Genomic DNA, 19,122 nt, shown 5'->3' on the forward strand with positions numbered 1-19,122 from the left:
CCCTGCGGGAGAGGGGCGGGGTGAGGGCATCAGGCCGCACAAAACCTACACGCCGTACCCCATCATCTTCAACAATTGCTGCGCATGCTGCACCGCATCCTGGCGATGCGCCACACCCAGCTTCTGATACAAATTGCGGATATGCGTTTTGATGGTGGTCGCCGCCACTGCCAGCTCGCCGGCAATCTGCTCGTTGCTGTAGCCGGAATAAATCAGCCCGAGAACCTGCCATTCACGCTGGGTGAGCGGGCTGGTGCGGATAAGTTCCGGGACTTCCGGGTGGTTAAGCAGACGTTCTACAAAGTTCTCATCGAAATGCGCGAACTTATGGCGATGGTGCTGGTTAATCTCGCGCAGAATACGCTGAGCGCGATGCTGATCCAGTTCCGGCAGCGTATTGAGCTGAATAAGCTGGCGCAGCTGCTGCGCCATGACTTCGCCTTCAATGACAAAGTGGCTGACAAACCCGGTGCGGTTAGCCAGCTGTAGCGCTTCCAGCAGCACGCGCTGGGCGTCATTTTTACGCCCGGCCTGCCAGTAGAGCTGGTTCAGCAGCAGCAGGTTGCGGTTCAGGTCGCTCATCAGCCGCAGGCTGCGCGCGTTTTCGTTTAACTCCTCCAGCACGATCTCAGCCGGTTCAAACTCACCCAGCAGGATCTGCGCGCGGGCAATGTTCCGCCACTGGCTCTGCAGGAAGTGGTTGTTAGCAAATTCCGGTTTCGGCGTTTGACGCAGCCAGTTGGCGGCGGACTTTTTATCGCCGATCATCTGCCAGTAAATCACCCGAACCTTATCGGCGTTTGACACCCAGTCGCTGTGGTACTGACCGTTGCCGAGCAGGTTCTCCAGGCGGTTAAGGTGGTTGCGGGCATTATCCAGATCTCCACGCGCCAGTGAACACTGGACCAGCAGCGCCAGACACTGCAGCTGCTGCTGCGGCTGGAAGCTGGAGAGTACGTCTACACCCTGACGGGCGCAGCTTTCGGCCTCGTCCAGACGTGACCATGCCCACAGCAGCTGAGCGCGAATACGCAACAGGAACTCATGCATCGGCAGCTGCTCCAGATGCTGTTCACGAATCAGCTGGAACGCTTTTTCCTGATTTTCCCAGGCGGCCTGCAGGAACCCCTGCGCAAATAAAATCTCGCTCTGTTGGATCAGGCTCCACAGCGCGTAGTGCCAGACGTCGTGCCGACGTGCCATCTGCTCGGTTTGCTGCATCAGTGAAAGCGAACGGGTGAGGTCGCCTTTGCAGTGCAGCACTTCGCCGTGCACCGAGGTCGCAACGATGCGGCTGTAGAAGTTAGCCAGCGGAAGTTCATCCAGCGCGACCATTGCCAGCCGTTCAGCTTCGTCCGGGTCGCCGTCGTTAATGGCCACCTGAGCGCGCAGGGCGTTGAACTCGCCGTGCAGGGTGGCATCCATTTCGCTTTCCATCTCCTGCTCGGCGCGCGCCAGCAGGGTGTTAACTTCGCTGTAGCGATGCTGGCTCTGCATCAGCCAGGCCTGAAGCAGCACCAGACGCGGGTTCTCCAGCAGGCTTTCCCACGGCAGCGCTTTTAACGACTCTTCGAGCAGCGTCAGCTCGCTGTGGTTGAACAGGCCCCATGCATGGTTGAGGAGGATATCGCGCAGCATGCTGGCATCACCGGCGGCCAGCGCGTGGTGGATGGCCTCGCTCGGGAAGCCTTGTGCCATCCAGCTTTCTGCTGCGGCGCGGTGAATTTCCGGCAGTTCAACCGCCAGTTCCCACTGACAGCGCTGGCGCAGGAAGCTGCCAAACAGCGGGTGATAGCTAAACCACTCACCGGGGTCGTCCATGCGCGTCAGGAAGAGGCCCTGACGTTCAATCTCTTCAAGCTGTAGCTGACCGTTCTCACAGCCGGTAACGCGCACGATCAGCGCATCGTTCATGGAACGCAGCAGGGAGCTTTTCAGCAGGAAATTACGGGTGGAGGGATCGACGCTGTCCAGCACCTCATCCACCAGATAATCAGAAAGGTGGCTGGCGTTGATGCCCGCCAGACGTCGCGCAGACTGATGCGCCGGACTGTTGTTTTGCCGGGCAGAGAGCGCGATCAGCTGCAGCGCCGTGGCCCAGCCCGCGACATCATCGCACAGGCGGCTGCTTTCGGCGGCCTCAATCGGTGAGGTCAGGCGGCAGTCAAAGAACTGTTTCGCTTCCTGGTGGGTGAAGGCCAGCTGCTGGCTGCCCACTTCGAGAAGCTGATCGCGCACGCGCAGGTTGGCAATACCCAGCTGCGGCAGGTTACGCGACAGGACAACTAAGGTCAGATTTTCCGGCTGATGGCGCAGGAAGAAGCGCATCGACTCGTGGATCACCGGGTTTGTGATCAGATGATAGTCATCAATCACCACATAAAGCGGACGATGCCATTCGGCCAGTTCGATAAACAGCTGTGAGAAAAGGGAAGACAGGCTGGCGTACTGGCGTTTTTGCACCATCACCTCACTGGCGACGCAGTGTCCGTTAGTGGCCTGTTGAATGGCGGCAATCAAATAGCTGGCAAAACGCTCCTGCTGGTTATCGCCCTCATCAAGGGAGTACCAGCCGAGATCGCTCTTACCTGCGGCCCATTGCGAAATGAGCGTTGTTTTTCCATAACCTGCAGGACTCGTAACCAGCGCCAGTCGGAAATTATGCGCGCCGGAAAGTTTAGCCAGCAGACGCTCGCGGACCACTGTATGGTCAAGACGAACCGGGCGACTTAATTTAGACGGAATCAACATAGGTTTCACTTCACTGTGGGGAACGAGAGATTTTATTTTTTTTGCGCTTCGTAATTAATGGATATAAGGTCGGCCAATAAGTTAACTATTGCAAGTTATGTCTGGATTTGGTGGCTGTGAATTTGCACTCTGTCACAAAACATTCAGGCAGATGATGGAACTTTCTGGAAAGGTCTTTGATGCCCCGTCAATGCTGGCTTGTATGGTTGTGTTGCGGCTGCGCTGAAACTGGTTTCAGAAAGGGATAGTGACGTTAAATTTAATATACTGCTGGTAAAGTTAAGGGGAATTAATAATCGCCTTAGTTATTACCCGATTGCAGAAATATTATTGTACGTAAGTAATCATTTCCGCGAGGAATAATTTCTTACGAAACTGCATTTCATTTTTTTGACACTCTTCCAGGATATCTTTTCTCCCGCCGTGCACACTTACAGAGTGGCCTCGATCACACTTTTATGCTCATCCCCGCTACTCCTCCCTGTCTAATCCCCCACAGGAGGAGGAAGAGGCGGAATGAGCCAGGCACACTAGCGCCAACATGTGTTTTCTTTCTACAGGATGCCAATTCCCTATGTCACAGCCTACCTTCAACAAAGCTCAATTCCAGGCTGCCCTGACGCGTCAGTGGCAGCGTTTTGGCCTTCGTGCTGCAAACGAGATGACGCCTCACCAGTGGTGGCAGGCGGTGAGCGGTGCGCTCGCAGAGCAACTGGATGCTCAACCGGTGGCGAAGCCTGTTAAGGGCCAGCGTCACGTGAACTATATCTCGATGGAATTCCTGATTGGCCGCCTGACCGGCAACAACCTGCTGAACCTCGGCTGGTATCAGGACGTCGGCGATGTGCTGAAAGAACACGACATTAACCTGACCGACCTGCTGGAAGAAGAGACCGACCCGGCGCTGGGGAATGGTGGTCTGGGTCGCCTGGCGGCCTGCTTCCTTGACTCTATGGCAACCGTTGGTCAGTCCGCGATTGGCTATGGTCTGAACTATCAGTATGGCCTGTTCCGTCAGTCGTTTGCCGACGGGCATCAGATGGAAGCGCCGGACGACTGGCATCGCAACACCTATCCGTGGTTCCGCCACAACGCGCAGCTCGATGTGCAGGTCAGCATTGGCGGGAAAGTCACTAAGCAGGGACTCTGGGAACCGGCGTTCACCCTTACCGGTGAAGCCTGGGATCTGCCGGTGCTCGGCTACCGTAACGGCGTGGCGCAGCCGCTGCGTCTGTGGCAGGCGAAGCATGCGCATCCGTTTAACCTGACCAAATTCAACGACGGCGATTTCCTGCGCGCCGAGCAGCAGGGTATCGACGCCGAGAAGCTGACCAAAGTGCTCTACCCGAACGACAACCACCTGGCGGGTAAAAAGCTGCGCCTGATGCAGCAGTACTTCCAGTGCGCCTGCTCCGTGGCGGACATTCTGCGTCGCCATCACCTGGCGGGCCGCAAGCTGGCGCAGCTGCCGGACTTCGAAGTGATTCAGCTCAACGACACGCACCCGACCATTGCCATCCCGGAACTGCTGCGCGTGCTGATCGACGAACATCAGCTGAGCTGGGACGACGCCTGGGCCATCACCAGCCGTACCTTTGCCTACACCAACCACACCCTGATGCCGGAAGCGCTGGAGTGCTGGGATGAGAAGCTGGTGAAAACGCTGCTGCCGCGTCATATGCAGATCATCAACAAGATTAACGACCAGTTTAAAACGCTGGTGGATAAAACCTGGCCGGGCAACAAAGCGGTCTGGGCGAAGCTGGCGGTGGTGCACGATAAGCAGGTGCGCATGGCGAACATGTGCGTTGTCAGCGGCTTTGCGGTGAACGGCGTGGCCGCGCTGCACTCGGATCTGGTGGTCAAAGATCTGTTCCCGGAATACCACCAGCTGTGGCCGACCAAATTCCACAACGTGACCAACGGCATCACGCCGCGTCGCTGGATCAAGCAGTGCAACCCGCTGCTGGCTGGCCTGCTGGACAGGATCCTGAAGAAAGAGTGGGCCAACGATCTGGACCAGCTCATCAACCTGGAAAAATACGCCGACGATGCGAAGTTCCGCGAGCAGTACCGCGCGATCAAGCTGGAGAACAAGGTTCGCCTGGCGGAGTTTGTGAAAGTGCGTACCGGGATTGAGATCAACCCGAATGCGATTTTCGATATCCAGATCAAACGCCTGCACGAGTACAAGCGTCAGCACCTGAACCTGCTGCACATTCTGGCGCTGTACAAAGAGATCCGCGAGAACCCGCAGGCCGACCGCGTGCCGCGCGTGTTCCTGTTCGGTGCGAAAGCGGCACCGGGCTACTACCTGGCGAAAAACATTATCCTCGCCATCAACAAAGTGGCGGCGGCGATCAACAGCGATCCGAAAGTGGGCGACAAGCTGAAGGTGGTGTTCCTGCCGGATTACTGCGTCTCGGCGGCTGAAATGCTGATCCCAGCGGCGGATATCTCCGAGCAGATCTCTACCGCCGGTAAAGAAGCGTCCGGTACCGGCAACATGAAGCTGGCGCTGAACGGCGCGCTGACCGTCGGTACGCTCGACGGAGCAAACGTCGAAATCGCCGAGAAGGTCGGTGAAGAGAATATCTTCATCTTCGGCCATACCGTGGAAGAGGTGAAAGCCATCAAGGCCAAAGGCTACGACCCGGTGAAATGGCGTAAGAAAGACAAAGTGCTGGACGCGGTGCTGAAAGAGCTGGAGAGCGGCAAATACAGCGACGGCGACAAGCACGCGTTTGACCAGATGCTGCACAGCATGGACAAACACGGCGGTGACCCGTATCTGGTGATGGCGGACTTCACGGCCTACGTTGAAGCGCAAAAACAAGTCGACGTGCTGTATCGCGACCAGGAAGCGTGGACCCGCGCGTGCATCCTGAACACCGCCCGCTGCGGCATGTTCAGCTCTGACCGTTCAATCCGTGATTATCAGGCCCGTATCTGGCAGGCAAAACGCTAAGGAAGCGCGATGGAGAGTAAACGTCTGGACAGTGCCGCGCAGGCGGCGGGGATCAGCCTCAGTTACATCAATGCGCACGGCAAACCGCAGTCTATTGGCGCCGACACCAAAAGACGTTTGCTGGATGCCATGCACAAAGCCGACGCGAAAGCGTCGGTTGCGCCGGTGCCGAACGTGAAGGTATTCACCGCAGGCAAAAAGATGCCGCTGGCGGTGGAGGGGCGCGGCGAGTTTAGCTGGCTGCTTACCACCGAAGAGGGGCATCAGCACAAAGGCCACGCCACCGGCGGCAAAACGCTCAACCTTCCGGCGAAGTTGCCGGAGGGCTATCACACCTTAACGCTCACCCAGGATGACCTGCGTTTCCACTGCCGGGTGATCGTCGCGCCAAAACGCTGCTACGAGCCGCAGGCGTTGCTCGAAGGCAAAAAGCTGTGGGGCGCCTGCGTGCAGCTCTACACCCTGCGTTCGGACAACAACTGGGGCATCGGTGATTTTGGCGACCTGAAAAAGATGCTGGTGGATGTGGGCGAGCGCGGCGGCGCGTTCATCGGCCTCAACCCGATCCATGCGCTTTATCCGGCGAACCCGGAAAGCGCCAGCCCGTATAGCCCGTCGTCCCGTCGCTGGCTGAACGTGATTTACATCGACGTTAACGCGTTAGATGACTTCAAAAACAGCAAAGAGGCGCAGGCTTGGTGGAACCTCAGTACCACGCAGCACGCGCTGAAGCAGGCGCGCGACGCAGACTGGGTGGACTACGCCACCGTCACCGCGTTGAAAATGGCGGCACTGCGTCTGGCATGGAAAGATTTTGCGAAGCGCGATGACGAGCAGATGACGGCCTTCCGTCAGTTTGTCACCCAGGAGGGCGAGAGCCTGTACTGGCAGGCGGCGTTTGATGCGCTGCACGCGTATCAGGTGAAAGAGGACGAAATGCGCTGGGGCTGGCCGGTCTGGCCGGAAGCGTATCAGACCGTCGACACGCCTGAAGTGAAAGCCTTCTGCAAAAAATACGCTGACGAGGTGGACTTCTACCTGTGGCTGCAGTGGCTGGCGTACAGCCAGTTTGCCGCCTGCTGGCAGGTGAGCCAGGGCTACAAGATGCCGATTGGCCTGTATCGTGACCTGGCCGTCGGCGTGGCGGAAGGCGGTGCGGAAACCTGGTGTGACCGCGAGCTTTACTGTCTGAAAGCCTCCGTCGGCGCGCCGCCGGATATCCTTGGCCCGCTCGGCCAGAACTGGGGCTTGCCGCCGATGGATCCGCACGTGATGGCGGCGCGCGCCTACGAGCCGTTTATCGACCTGCTGCGCGCGAACATGCAGAACTGCGGAGCGCTGCGTATCGACCACGTGATGTCCGTGCTGCGCCTGTGGTGGATCCCGTACGGTGAAACGGCCGACCACGGGGCGTACGTGCAGTACCCGGTTGACGATCTGCTGTCGATCCTGGCGCTGGAAAGTAAGCGTCACCAGTGCATGGTGATCGGTGAAGATCTCGGTACCGTGCCGGTGGAAATTGTCAGTAAGCTCCGCGACAGCGGCGTCTACTCCTACAAAGTGCTCTATTTTGAAAACGACCATGAGAAAACCTTCCGCGCGCCGCAAGCGTACCCTGAACAGTCAATGGCAGTCGCGACGACGCATGACCTTCCTACGCTTCGTGGCTATTGGGAAAGCGGCGACCTGACGCTCGGTAAAACGCTGGGACTCTATCCTGATGAAGAGGTTCTGCGCGGCCTGTATCAGGATCGCGAACTCTCCAAACAGGGGCTGCTGGATGCGCTGCACAAGCAGGGCTGTCTGCCGAAACGCGCCGGGCATAAGGCGTCGTTGATGTCGATGACCTCTACGCTTAACCGTGGTTTGCAGCGCTATATTGCCGACAGCAACAGCGCTCTGCTGGGCCTGCAGCCGGAAGACTGGATTGATATGGCGGAGCCGGTGAACATCCCGGGCACCAGCTATCAGTACAAGAACTGGCGTCGCAAGCTGTCCACAACGCTTGAGAAGATGTTTGCCGATGACGGGGTGAACAGGCTGATTAAGGATTTGGACAAGCGCAGAAGAGCAGCCGCGAAGAAGTGATAAAAAACCCGCCAGTGGCGGGTTTTTTATTATCCGGTAGCGCTCATGTAGGTCGGGTAAGGCGTAGCCGCCACCCGACTTAATACATCAGACAACCATATTCAACAGCAGCACCCCGACCAGACCGCACACCGAAATAATGGTTTCCAGCGCGGACCAGGACTTGATGGTTTCACCGATCGTCAGGTTGAAGTACTCCTTGAACAGCCAGAAGCCCGGATCGTTCACGTGAGAGAAAATCACGCTACCGGAACCGACGGCGATAACCATCAGCTCAGGGCTTACGCCCGTGGTCGCAATCAGCGGGGCAACGATACCGCCTGCGGTGATCGCCGCAACGGTTGCAGACCCCAGCGCAATACGCAGAACTGCAGCAATAGACCAGGCCATCAGGAGCGGCGACACGTTGGTTTCATGCATCATGGCAGCGATGTATTTGTCCACGCCGCTGTCGACCAGAACCTGCTTGAACGCACCGCCACCGCCGATGATCAGGAGCATCATGGCAATGATTTTGATGGAAGAGGTCAGCGTGTCGTTGATCTGATCCATTGAACGACCGCGGTTCAGACCGAAGGTGAACATCGCGATCAGCACCGCAATCAGCGTTGCCATCACCGGGTCACCCAGGAATTCCGCAACCGCCAGGAACGCGTGACCTTTTGGCAGGATCATCTCCGCCACGGCGCGCATCGCCATCAGAATGACCGGCACCAGAGAGGTCCAGACGCTGACGCCAAAGCCAGGCATCTCTTCTTCGGTGAAGGTTTTGGCGCTGTACAGACCTTCCGGAATCGGCTTATCAATGCCTTTCAGGAAGCGCGCATAAACCGGGCCCGCCAGAATCACGGTTGGGATTGCCAGAATCGTACCGAACAGCAGGGTTTTACCCATATCTGCGTGGAAAATGGTGGCGATAGCGGTTGGGCCCGGGTGCGGCGGCAGGAAGCCGTGGGTCACGGACAGCGCCGCAGCCATTGGCACACCGACATACAGCAGCGGGATATTTGCCGCAGCCGCGATGGTGAACACCAGCGGCAGCATCAGCACGAAGCCCACTTCATAGAACAGCGCGAAACCGACGGTAAAACCGGTTAACACCACCGCCCACTGGATATTCTTCTTACCAAATTTGGCGATCAGCGTGGTGGCGATGCGCTGCGCACCCCCGCAGTCCGCCAGCATTTTGCCGAGCATGGCGCCGAAGCCCATGATCAACGCCAGGCTGCCGAGCGTACCGCCGACACCGGCTTTAATCGAGCTGATGACTTTCACCAGCGGCATCCCTTGCATCAGACCGACTGCAAGTGCCACCAGAACCAAAGCGATAAATCCGTTCATTTTGAAACGGATCATCAAGAGCAGTAATAACACAACACCGATAGCGACGATGACTAATGGCATGATTTACCTGGCCTTTGAATTGTTATGGGTAACGTCATTGTTTCAACGACAAATTCCGATTGTCCCAACTAGGAACAGAGCGTTAACGGCACTCATACTGATGCCTGCGAAACCATTAAGTTTAGTCGGCTGTTATAAGGGTGTTGAGTGCCCACGAGAATGATACGGGTAACATGATGTGATTGAGAATCACCCTGGGAGGCTAAATTTGAATTATGAGACGCAGGTCAACATATAGAGGGGGGGCTGCGGGAAAACAAAAGCCGGGTGGCGGCTTCGCCTTACCCGGCCTACGATTCGGATGCAGTAACTGTTTTGTAGGCCCGGTAAGCGCAGCGCCACCGGGCAAGACAGACGGGTACTGAATTAGTAGTAAGAGTGCTCGCCGCGCTGGTGCTCGGTCAGATCGCGCACGCCTTTCAGTTCCGGGAATTCGTTCAGCAGCTGCTTCTCGATCCCTTCCTTCAGGGTCACATCGACCATAGAACAGCCGTTACAGCCGCCGCCGAACTGCAGGATCGCCAGACCGTCTTCCGTGATTTCCATCAGGGTTACACGGCCACCGTGTCCTGCCAGCTGTGGGTTGATCTGCGATTGCAGCAGATACTCAACGCGCTCCATCAGCGGGGCATCGTCAGACACTTTACGCATTTTCGCGTTCGGTGCTTTCAGGGTCAGCTGAGAGCCCAGCTGGTCGGTGACAAAGTCGATTTCCGCATCGTCAAGATACGGCGCGCTCAGTTCATCGACGTACGCGGTGAGCTGTTCAAATTTAAGGGCGGTGTCAGTTGCTTCCACAGCGTCCGGAGGACAATACGAGACACCACATTCTGCATTCGGAGTGCCTGGATTGATCACAAACACGCGGATCTGCGTCCCTTCTTCCTGATTTGCCAGCAATTTGGCAAAGTGCGCTTGTGCAGAATCGGAAATACGGATCATAGCTTTGGCCTAATAGTTGACTAAATTACCTGGGTATAATCATACGCCCATTGAAGAAGGGCTACAAGGTACGGCACAGACACCATACCTGAACCGACGCGGCGCCGCTTTGCAAAAGCAGTCGGGAAAGTTCAGCAACGGTACTGCCCGTGGTGACGACATCATCCACAAGCGCGATATGGAGGCCGTGAACCGGCAATTCAAGGCGAAAGGCATTTTTCAGGTTTCTTTTGCGAAGCCGGGCGCTGAGCTGATGCTGTATTGCGGTTGCCTGCACGCGCCTGAGCGCTGAGGCAGCGTAACGGCATCCGAGCCAGCGGGCGAGCGGACGACAGAGCAGGTCGCTTTGGTTATAGCCGCGCCGCCAGTGGCGACGGTGGTGCAGGGGGACATTCATCAGCATGTCGACCCGCGGCAGCGCGCGCGTTCGTCGTGCCTGCAAAACGGCGAGAAGCAGCAAGCGGGCAAGGGGCGTCGCCAGTACGCTTTGGTGAGAAAACTTCAGCGCGTGGATAAGCGAACTGAGCGGCGGAACATAATTATCCACCGCCACAAGCGCTTGCCACGGCGGCGCTTTTTTCAGGCAGCGACCGCAGGGGATCGCCAGGCTGACCGCCGGTAACCCACACTGCGGACACCCGGCGATCCGTCCTTCCAGCGAGCGGGTACAGACGGAACACATCCCCCACGCGCTGAGCGCAAGCGGCATTCGGCATAGCCAGCACAAGCCGGGCACTGTTAGCATAGGCAACCTCCATGTAAAAAAGAGAACGATAGCTGATGAAGACGCTGTGGTGGCAGACCGTCGGGACGGGAAATTGTCATCTTGTGCTGCTGCACGGATGGGGACTGAATGCGGAAGTGTGGCGTTGCGTAAGTGAGGAACTCGCCTCGCAATTTACGCTGCATCTGGTGGATTTGCCGGGCTATGGCCGCAGCCGCGGCTTTGGCGCGATGTCGCTTGATGAGATGGCGCAGCAGGTTTTGGATGCCGCGCCGCAAAACGCCGTCTGGCTGGGCTGGAGCCTGGGTGGGCTGGTGGCAAGCAAAATTGCGCTGGATAACCCCGGGCGCGTGAGCGCGCTGGTTACCGTGGCCTCGTCCCCGAGTTTTAGCGCGCAGGATGCGTGGCCGGGTATCAAGCCTGAAGTGCTGGCCGGGTTCCAGCAGCAGCTAAGCGAAGACTTCCAGCGGACGGTGGAACGTTTTCTCGCGCTGCAGACGATGGGAACAGAAACCGCGCGTCAGGATGCGCGCACGCTGAAACAGACCGTGCTCTCGCTGCCGATGCCTGACGTTGAGGTGCTTAACGGGGGGCTTGAGATCCTGAAAACGGTCGATCTGCGTGAACCGCTGGCGTCGCTGGCGGTCCCGCATCTGCGTATTTATGGTTATCTGGACGGGCTGGTGCCGCGCAAGGTGGTTCCGCTGCTGGATGATCTGTGGCCGGAGAGCCAATCGTTGGTGGTCGCTAAAGCGGCACACGCGCCGTTTATCTCGCACCCTGGCGAGTTTTGTTCGGCGCTGTCCGGCTTTATTCGCGCAGTGCCCACCACTCCCTGAGACAGGCTTTCCCTTCCGGGCAACGTTTACAGCTGCCGGACAAACAACCGTCCGGCTCTTCCTGAATGCGCACGGCTTTTCCCATCGCTTCGAGTCTTTCCAGCATGGCATCGATCATCGGCTGGGGCGTATGCAGGCTGAGGCTTAGCTGCTTTGCCTCCATGCGCCCCTGTAACGCCAGTAAATCACGAACCTGAATCAACGATGCCATCTGTTTGCCCCTTAGTGACAGTCGCCAGCCGGGCTGTTGCAGCAGGAGGTCGGCGTTTTACGCGTCGCCAGCAGGTTGATATCAACGCGGCTCCGCGCCCGGCGCAGCAGGCCCATCACCATCACGTTAAACAGGATCACCGCCAGGATGCAGACCAGGCTGTAACGCGGGTGCTGGCTGAAGTTAACGGTCTGATAGAACACCGTCGCCAGGGAGTAAGCGATATTCAGCCCCCACAGAATGGAGAAGCCCATCCAGCCGCGGCTGGACTCACGGGCAATCGCCCCCATTACCGAGATGCACGGAATGTACAGCAACACGAAGATGAGGTAGCTGTAGGCCGCTGACGCACTGCCGAATTTCTCGCTCATCACGCCCATGGCGCCGGTCGCCATTTCGCCGTCGCCTTTGCTGGCCTCAATCGGATTCGCCAGCACGCTCAGGCTGAAGGTGTCTTTCAGGCTCTGCCAGGTTTCCTCAACGGCACCCAGCAGTTCGTCGCCGAGGTGAAACTCTGCCGGATTGAACTCTTGCTCCTGAATGTTCTCTGCGGTGTAGAGCGTGTTCAGCGTCCCGACAACCACCTCTTTCGCCATTGCGCCGGTGAACAGGCCAACGGTCGCCTGCCAGTTATCCTCCTGCACGCCAATCGGTTTGAAGACCGGCGTGATGACGCGGCTGACGGAGGCGAGGGCAGAGTCGTTGATGTTATCTGCCGCCTGACCGCTCAACGTGAAGCTGTTCAGCGCGCTCAGGAAGATACTGACGATGACAATCACTTTACCGGCGCGCAGCACGAAGCCTTTCAGGCGCTGCCAGGTCTGGATCGCCAGGCTCTTCAGATGCGGTACGTGGTAAACCGGCAGCTCCATCACGAACGGTGACGCTTCACCGCGCATAATGGTGTGCTTCAGCATCAGACCGGTCAGGATTGCCATCACGATGCCGAGCACGTACAGCGAGAAGACCGCCAGCGCGCCCTGCTGACCAAAGAAAGCGGCGGCAAAGACCGCAAAGATGGCCAGACGCGCGCCGCAGGACATAAACGGCGCCATCATGATGGTCATCAGCCGCTCGCGCGGTGCATCAAGCGTCCGTGCACCCATCACCGACGGCACGTTACAGCCGAAGCCAACGATCAGCGGCACGAAGGATTTACCCGGCAGCCCCAGCGCCTGCATCAGGCGATCCATCACGAACGCCGCGCGAGCCATATAGCCGGAGTCTTCAAGGAAGGAGAGGAACAGATACATCATGCCGATCTGCGGCACCAGCGGCAGCACGGTGTTGATACCGCCGCCAATCCCCTGGGCGAGGAAGATAGTCAGCCATTCCGGGAAGTGCAGGGTATAGCCCAGCCACTGGATACCGTGCACGAATATCGCGACGGAACCGGCATCAAAGACAGGCTGGAGCGCGCCGCCGATGTTAATGGCAAGCAGGAACATCAGGTACATCACCAGCAGGAAGATGGGCAAACCGAGGAAGCGGTTGAGCACAATCTTATCTACGGCGGCGGTAAAGCGGCTGGGTTCCGCCGTCAGGGCGTTGCTGACCACGTCGCAAATCGCGGCGATGGCCTGATAGCGCGCGTCCGCGATGTGCAGCGCCGGGTCATCCAGCTCGTCGCTCAGGCGTGCCAGCGCCACGTCGAGTTTATCTGCTGCGTCACCGGCATAGGCGCGGCTGTAGATATCGCCTTCCAGCATCTGCAGGCCGAGCCATTGACGCTGTCTGGCAGGCATGGCGGTGTCCATCTCCTGCGCCAGCTGGCTGGCTTCGCGAAGCAGCGGCTGCGCGTAGTGCACCAGTTCAACGTTGGCGTTACCTGCGTGGCGGTCAACGGCCAGCTTGAGGGCGTCAATGCCGCGCCCGCGGGTAGAGACCAGCGGAACCACCGGGCAGCCCAGGCGGGCGGAGAGGGCATCGACGTCGATGCGCAATTTCTGCTTCTCTGCGATATCGAGCATGTTAAGCGCCACGATGCAGGGAATACCCAGCTCAAGCAGCTGCAGCGTCAGATAGAGATTGCGCTCAAGGTTGGACGCATCCACCACGTTGATGAGCAGATCCGCATCGCCGCTCAGAATATAGTGGCAGGCGATCTGCTCATCGAGCGAGGTCTGGGATGAAATCGTGGTGAGCGAATAGGTGCCCGGCAGGTCAACCAGCGTGACCTGATTGTCCGTCGTCGTGAACTGGCCTTCTTTGCGTTCAACCGTCACGCCTGCCCAGTTGCCGACGCGCTGGCGCGCACCGGTTAACTGATTAAATAAGGTTGTCTTGCCGGAATTAGGATTGCCAATTAAGCCAATAGTTAATTTTTTCATTGTAATAGACTCACTGAACCGCTGGCTTGTTATTGAGATAACGCTTCGACTTCAATTAAGGCGAGGTCTTTCTTACGCAGTACCAGATTGACGCGTCGGGTTTCGATATGAACGGGGTCGCCCAGCGGGGCCACGCGTACTACCTGGAATGACGAGCCGGGTAGCATGCCAAGTGACAAGAGCTTTTGCCGATAGGCGGGGCTAATTTCACGAGTAAAACCGGTAATTTTCCATGCACTGTCTGGAGTGAATTGCATAGCGCCTGATTCCACGAGAGGTTAAATAATCTACACAATGATGATAATGAGAATAGTTTTTATCAGCAATATTAAAACTGTGACGGAATGTTGTTAATCGTATTAATTTGCGGTCTGATTGACCTTGCTCAATATTTGCAGAATTACCCGGGAGGGAATAAAAAGCTTATTTGTTAATGGAGTGATAAATAGTGGTTTAAATATGGGGTCACCATATTTATTTTAATTCCCTGCGGTCTGCTTGCCGGGCGGCACTGCGTTTGCCCGGCCTACAAAATCGTAGGCCCGGTAAGCGTAGGGTATGAACCGGAAACATGGGTAACACTTTAGACCGGATACATGGGTAACAGTTATAACTGGCATAGAAGAGGAGACTCGCTATGCCCTGGACTGAGACCCGACCTATGCAACGCCTTGATTTTATCCGTGCCTGCCATGCAGGTACGGACTCCTTCTCCGCGCTTTGCCGTCTTTTTGGCATCAGCCGTAAAACCGGCTATAAATGGCTTCAGCGTTTTGACCCCGCTGACCTGTCATCTCTCTCTGACCGGTCGCGCGCGCCACACTCCCACTCCCGGACGGTTCCTGATGATATCGCCGGACAGCTTACGGCCCTGAGGCAAAAACACCCTGACTGGGGTCCGAAAAAACTGCGGATGTGGCTGCTCAATCATCATGTCGATTTTACCGTACCTGCTGCCAGCACTATCGGCGATATCCTCAAGCGTGAAGGCCTGGTTCCGGATAAAAAGCGAAAACGCAGGACCCCGGGCAATCGCCAGCCCCTGACCACCATCAGTGAGAACAATCAGGTCTGGAGCGCTGATTTTAAAGGCAAGTTCAGGCTGCTGAGCAGAGAGTACTGCCATCCCTTCACCCTGACCGACAATCACAGCCGGTATCTTCTGAGCTGCCGGGGAACCGACCGGGAGAGTGAGCCCTTCGTCAGACAGTGCCTGACGGATGCGTTCCTGGAATACGGTCTGCCGGAAGTGCTCAGAACCGATAACGGTCAGCCCTTCGCGGGAACAGGGATAGCCGGACTAAGTCGTCTTGCCGTCTGGCTAATCAAGCTGGGCATCAGGCCTGAGCGTATCAGGAAGGGGCATCCGGAAGAAAATGGCCGTCATGAGCGAATGCACCGCTCCCTGAAAAGTGCGGTGAAACAGGGCAACACCTTCATGACGATGGAAGAACAACAGCGGTGGTTCAGTGACTACCGGGAAGAATTTAACCACGAAAGGCCGCATGAAGCTCTGGCGGGTGCAACGCCCGGAACGGTATGGCACCCCTCGAACCGACACTGGGATGGCCGTGTTCCTGAATACGCGTATCCGGAAGGCGGTACGGTCTACAGGGTGAAATCGAGGGGGACACTCTATATGGGGAAAAAGGGGACGGTGTTCCTGAGTGAAGCGCTGACTGATGAGTACATCATGCTGGAAGAACAGGATGATGGCCTTGAGGCCATCATCTTTAACGGAATAACGCTTGCGTACTACGACCGAAAAACCGAGAGTGTGCTCCGGATAGACTGAAAAGTGTTACCTATGTTCCCGGTCTGATCTGTCACCTATGTATCCGGTCATACAGTAGCGCCACCGGGCATTGACAACCTTAGCGTTTCTTACCCATTGCCGCTGCCAGCGCATCCATCATCGCGCTGTTGCCCGCAGGCTGCGCGTCACGCCCGCGCGGTTTCGCGGCCTTCGCTGCCGGACGCTGCTGCTCGCGACCGCCGCCGTTGCCGCCGCGGCGCGCGTTGGTTTCGCCCGGCTGCTCGTCCAGACGCATGGTCAGGGCGATACGCTTGCGCTGCAGATCCACTTCCAGCACTTTCACCTTCACGATATCGCCCGCTTTGACCACGGTATGCGGGTCTTCAACGAACTTGTCGGCGAGGGAAGAGATATGGACCAGACCGTCCTGATGCACGCCGATATCCACAAACGCGCCAAAGTTGGTGACGTTAGTGACCGCACCTTCCAGCACCATGCCCGGCAGCAGGTCGTTCATGGTCTCCACGCCGTCGGCAAAGGTCGCGGTTTTAAACTCAGGGCGCGGATCGCGGCCCGGTTTTTCCAGCTCTTTGATGATGTCGCTAACCGTCGGCACGCCAAACTGCTCGTCGGTGAAATCCGATGCTTTCAGGTTACGCAGCGCGCTACTGTCGCCCATCAGGTCTTTCAGCGCCTGCTGGGTCGCGGCCAGAATGCGCTCCACCACAGGATAGGCTTCCGGGTGAACGGTAGAGGCATCGAGCGGGTTATCGCCGTGGTTGATACGCAGGAAGCCCGCGCACTGCTCAAAGGCTTTCGGCCCCAGACGGCTCACCTTCAGCAACTGCTGACGGTTCTGGAACTGGCCGTTCTCATCACGCCAGGCGACGATGTTCTGCGCCATCATGCGGGTTAAGCCCGCCACGCGGGTCAGCAGGGGAACGGAGGCGGTGTTCAGGTCAACGCCGACGGCGTTTACGCAGTCTTCCACCACTGCATCCAGCTTGCGCGCCAGCTGCGTCTGACTCACGTCGTGCTGATACTGGCCCACGCCGATGGATTTCGGATCGATCTTAACGAGTTCGGCCAGCGGATCCTGTAAACGGCGTGCGATAGAGACCGCGCCGCGCAGGGAAACGTCCAGGTCCGGGAACTCCAGCGCTGCCAGTTCAGACGCGGAATAGACGGATGCGCCCGCTTCGCTGACGATCACTTTCTGCGCCGTCACTTTCGGGAACTGTTTCTGCACGTCGAGGTAGAAACGCTCGGTTTCGCGTGAGGCCGTACCGTTGCCGATGGCGACCAGTTCCACGTTGTACTTCTCGCACAGCGCCGCCACCACGACGGCCGCTTTCGCTGCCTGACCGGTGTGCGGGTAAATAGTGTCGGTGGCGACAAGCTTGCCGGTGCCGTCAACGACGGCAACCTTCACGCCGGTACGCAGGCCCGGATCGAGGCCCATGGTCGCGCGCAGGCCAGCAGGGGCGGCCATCAGCAGGTCGTGCAGGTTGCGGGCGAAAACGTTAATGGCTTCGTCTTCGGCGCGCTCGCGTACGGTGCCCATCAGCTCGGTTTCGAGGTGCATCAGCACCTTAATACGCCAGGTCCAGCTCACCACGCCTTTACGCCAGCTGTCCGCCGGGGCGTTGTTCAGGCGCAGGCCGAGGTGATCGATAATGATCTGCTCGCAGTGGCTCTCTTTCGGCGGCTCGTCAAACTGCGGGTCGGCGTTCAGGGAGAGCTGGAGCACGCCTTCGTTGCGGCCGCGGAACATCGCCAGCGCGCGGTGTGAAGGGGCGGTTGAGATCGGTTCGTGGTGATCGAAGTAGTCGCGGAATTTCGCGCCTTCTTCCTCTTTGCCCGTGACGACGGTAGAGACGATGTGGGCATTCTTCCACAGGTAATCACGCACTTTAGCGAGCAGGGCGGCGTCTTCAGAGAAACGCTCCATCAGAATGTAGCGCGCGCCGTCGAGGGCGGCTTTGGTGTCCGCTACGCCTTTGTCAGCGTCGATAAATTTCGCCGCTTCGGTATCGGGATCGTGGGACGGCTCGTTCCACAGCAGGTCGGCCAGCGGCTCAAGGCCCGCTTCAATCGCAATCTGCCCGCGCGTGCGGCGCTTCGGTTTATACGGCAGATAGAGATCTTCAAGTTCGGTTTTGCTCAGGGTACCGTTAATGGCGCTTTCCAGCTCGCTGGTCAGTTTGCCCTGTTCGCCGATGGATTTGAGGATCGCCTGACGACGTTCTTCCAGCTCGCGCAAATAGCCCAGACGGGTCTCCAGGTTACGCAGCTGCGTGTCATCCAGACCGCCGGTGACTTCCTTACGATAGCGTGCAATAAACGGCACGGTGTTCCCTTCATCAAGCAGGCGAACGGCAGCTTCTACCTGTTCGGCTCTGGCCTGAATATCACCCGCAATAATGCGGCAGAGCGAATCTTTCATCATGGCTTTATCATCTGTTGAGTCGAAAAATCAGGGGATAGTTATACGGGCTGACACGGCAAAATGCCAGCCGGGGAGGGCGCTCTCGGACTATTTAACGTACTCGATTTCGTTCACGTACCAGCTGGCTTCACCGGAAGGGGTCTGAACGACGGCCAGATCGCCCACCTCCTTTTTCAGCAGCGCACGCGCCATGGGTGAGTCGATGGAGATGTAATCCTTACGACCAAAAATTTCATCGTAGCCAACAATGCGAAACCGCAGGGTGTTGCCGTCATCGTTTTCAATTTCAACCCACGCGCCGAAGAACACTTTGCCCTCCTGCTGCGGGGAGTAATCGACAATTTTCAGGTTCTCAAGGCACTTCGTCAGGTAGCGAACCCGGCGGTCGATCTCACGCAGTCGCTTTTTGTTGTACTGGTAATCCGCATTTTCGCTGCGATCGCCCAGGCTTGCGGCCCAGGTGACTTTTTTGGTCACCTCGGGACGCTCTTCGCGCCACAGGTAATCCATCTCTTTTTTGAGTTTCTCGTACCCTTCGCGGGTGATCAGGGGCGTTTTCATGGTGAAGCCTTTGCTGCCGGTTTACTGTCTTGCGCACAATACGTACCACACAGTGTAACAGACAGGATTAATAATGATTTATGTGATGAAATGAGCAGA

Annotated in this window: 13 protein-coding genes; 4 read left to right on the top strand and 9 right to left on the bottom strand. The window is 57.7% G+C overall.

Annotation, left to right across the window (positions count from 1 at the left end):
* Positions 1–45: 45 nt before the first annotated feature.
* Positions 46–2,751 (bottom strand): HTH-type transcriptional regulator MalT, encoded by a 2,706-nt coding sequence (malT, locus tag EXW94_RS09525; RefSeq protein WP_089598550.1) that lies wholly within the window; start codon positions 2,749–2,751, stop codon positions 46–48.
* 574 nt (positions 2,752–3,325) lie between these two features.
* On the opposite strand from malT, the gene malP reads away from it, so the two are divergent.
* Positions 3,326–5,719, top strand: coding sequence for a maltodextrin phosphorylase (gene malP / locus EXW94_RS09530; protein WP_108417708.1), 2,394 nt, complete (start codon positions 3,326–3,328; stop codon positions 5,717–5,719).
* A 9-nt stretch (positions 5,720–5,728) separates the two neighbouring features.
* Positions 5,729–7,807, top strand: coding sequence for a 4-alpha-glucanotransferase (malQ, locus tag EXW94_RS09535; RefSeq protein WP_174340024.1), 2,079 nt, complete (start codon positions 5,729–5,731; stop codon positions 7,805–7,807).
* Between the two features lie 87 nt (positions 7,808–7,894).
* Here the strand turns inward: malQ and gntT are convergent, their stop codons facing one another.
* From gntT to gntX, 3 genes are all read right to left on the bottom strand, one after another.
* Positions 7,895–9,211 carry a gluconate transporter gene (gntT, locus tag EXW94_RS09540; protein WP_108417710.1) on the bottom strand — a complete coding sequence of 439 codons (1,317 nt, stop codon included), beginning with the start codon at positions 9,209–9,211 and terminating at the stop codon, positions 7,895–7,897.
* A gap of 366 nt (positions 9,212–9,577) precedes the next feature.
* Positions 9,578–10,153, bottom strand: a complete 576-nt coding sequence (gene nfuA / locus EXW94_RS09545; RefSeq protein ID WP_010436427.1) for a Fe-S biogenesis protein NfuA — start codon at positions 10,151–10,153, stop codon at positions 9,578–9,580.
* Positions 10,154–10,214: 61 nt separating this feature from the next.
* Positions 10,215–10,898: a DNA utilization protein GntX gene (gntX, locus tag EXW94_RS09550; RefSeq protein WP_174340025.1), complete on the bottom strand. Its 684-nt coding sequence runs from the start codon at positions 10,896–10,898 to the stop codon at positions 10,215–10,217.
* A 35-nt stretch (positions 10,899–10,933) separates the two neighbouring features.
* Here gntX and bioH point away from each other — a divergent pair, with 35 nt between their 5' ends.
* A complete protein-coding gene (gene bioH / locus EXW94_RS09555) occupies positions 10,934–11,716 on the top strand; it encodes a pimeloyl-ACP methyl ester esterase BioH (protein WP_108417711.1) in 783 nt (260 codons plus the stop codon).
* Here bioH and feoC read toward each other — a convergent pair.
* From feoC to feoA, 3 genes are read right to left on the bottom strand one after another with little or no spacing between them, the layout of a single operon-like run.
* Positions 11,688–11,927, bottom strand: coding sequence for a [Fe-S]-dependent transcriptional repressor FeoC (gene feoC, locus EXW94_RS09560; protein ID WP_010436421.1), 240 nt, complete (start codon positions 11,925–11,927; stop codon positions 11,688–11,690). The genes bioH and feoC overlap by 29 nt on opposite strands.
* Positions 11,928–11,938: 11 nt before the next feature.
* Positions 11,939–14,257: a Fe(2+) transporter permease subunit FeoB gene (gene feoB, locus EXW94_RS09565; RefSeq protein WP_174340026.1), complete on the bottom strand. Its 2,319-nt coding sequence runs from the start codon at positions 14,255–14,257 to the stop codon at positions 11,939–11,941.
* 29 nt (positions 14,258–14,286) lie between these two features.
* The gene (feoA, locus tag EXW94_RS09570; protein ID WP_010436417.1) at positions 14,287–14,514 is read right to left on the bottom strand and encodes a ferrous iron transporter A; all 228 of its coding nucleotides are present in this window, start codon (positions 14,512–14,514) and stop codon (positions 14,287–14,289) included.
* Between the two features lie 380 nt (positions 14,515–14,894).
* Between feoA and EXW94_RS09575 the strand changes: the two genes are divergently transcribed.
* A complete protein-coding gene (locus EXW94_RS09575) occupies positions 14,895–16,052 on the top strand; it encodes a DDE-type integrase/transposase/recombinase (RefSeq protein ID WP_174339330.1) in 1,158 nt (385 codons plus the stop codon).
* Between the two features lie 79 nt (positions 16,053–16,131).
* Here the strand turns inward: EXW94_RS09575 and EXW94_RS09580 are convergent, their stop codons facing one another.
* A complete protein-coding gene (locus EXW94_RS09580; protein ID WP_126816066.1) occupies positions 16,132–18,462 on the bottom strand; it encodes a Tex family protein in 2,331 nt (776 codons plus the stop codon).
* A gap of 87 nt (positions 18,463–18,549) precedes the next feature.
* The gene (greB, locus tag EXW94_RS09585) at positions 18,550–19,023 is read right to left on the bottom strand and encodes a transcription elongation factor GreB (protein ID WP_010436410.1); all 474 of its coding nucleotides are present in this window, start codon (positions 19,021–19,023) and stop codon (positions 18,550–18,552) included.
* Between the last annotated feature and the right edge of the window lie 99 nt (positions 19,024–19,122).

Origin of the sequence: Enterobacter sp. JMULE2 (assembly GCF_013337145.1) — a bacterium.
GTDB classification, from domain to species: Bacteria; Pseudomonadota; Gammaproteobacteria; order Enterobacterales; family Enterobacteriaceae; genus Enterobacter; species Enterobacter mori.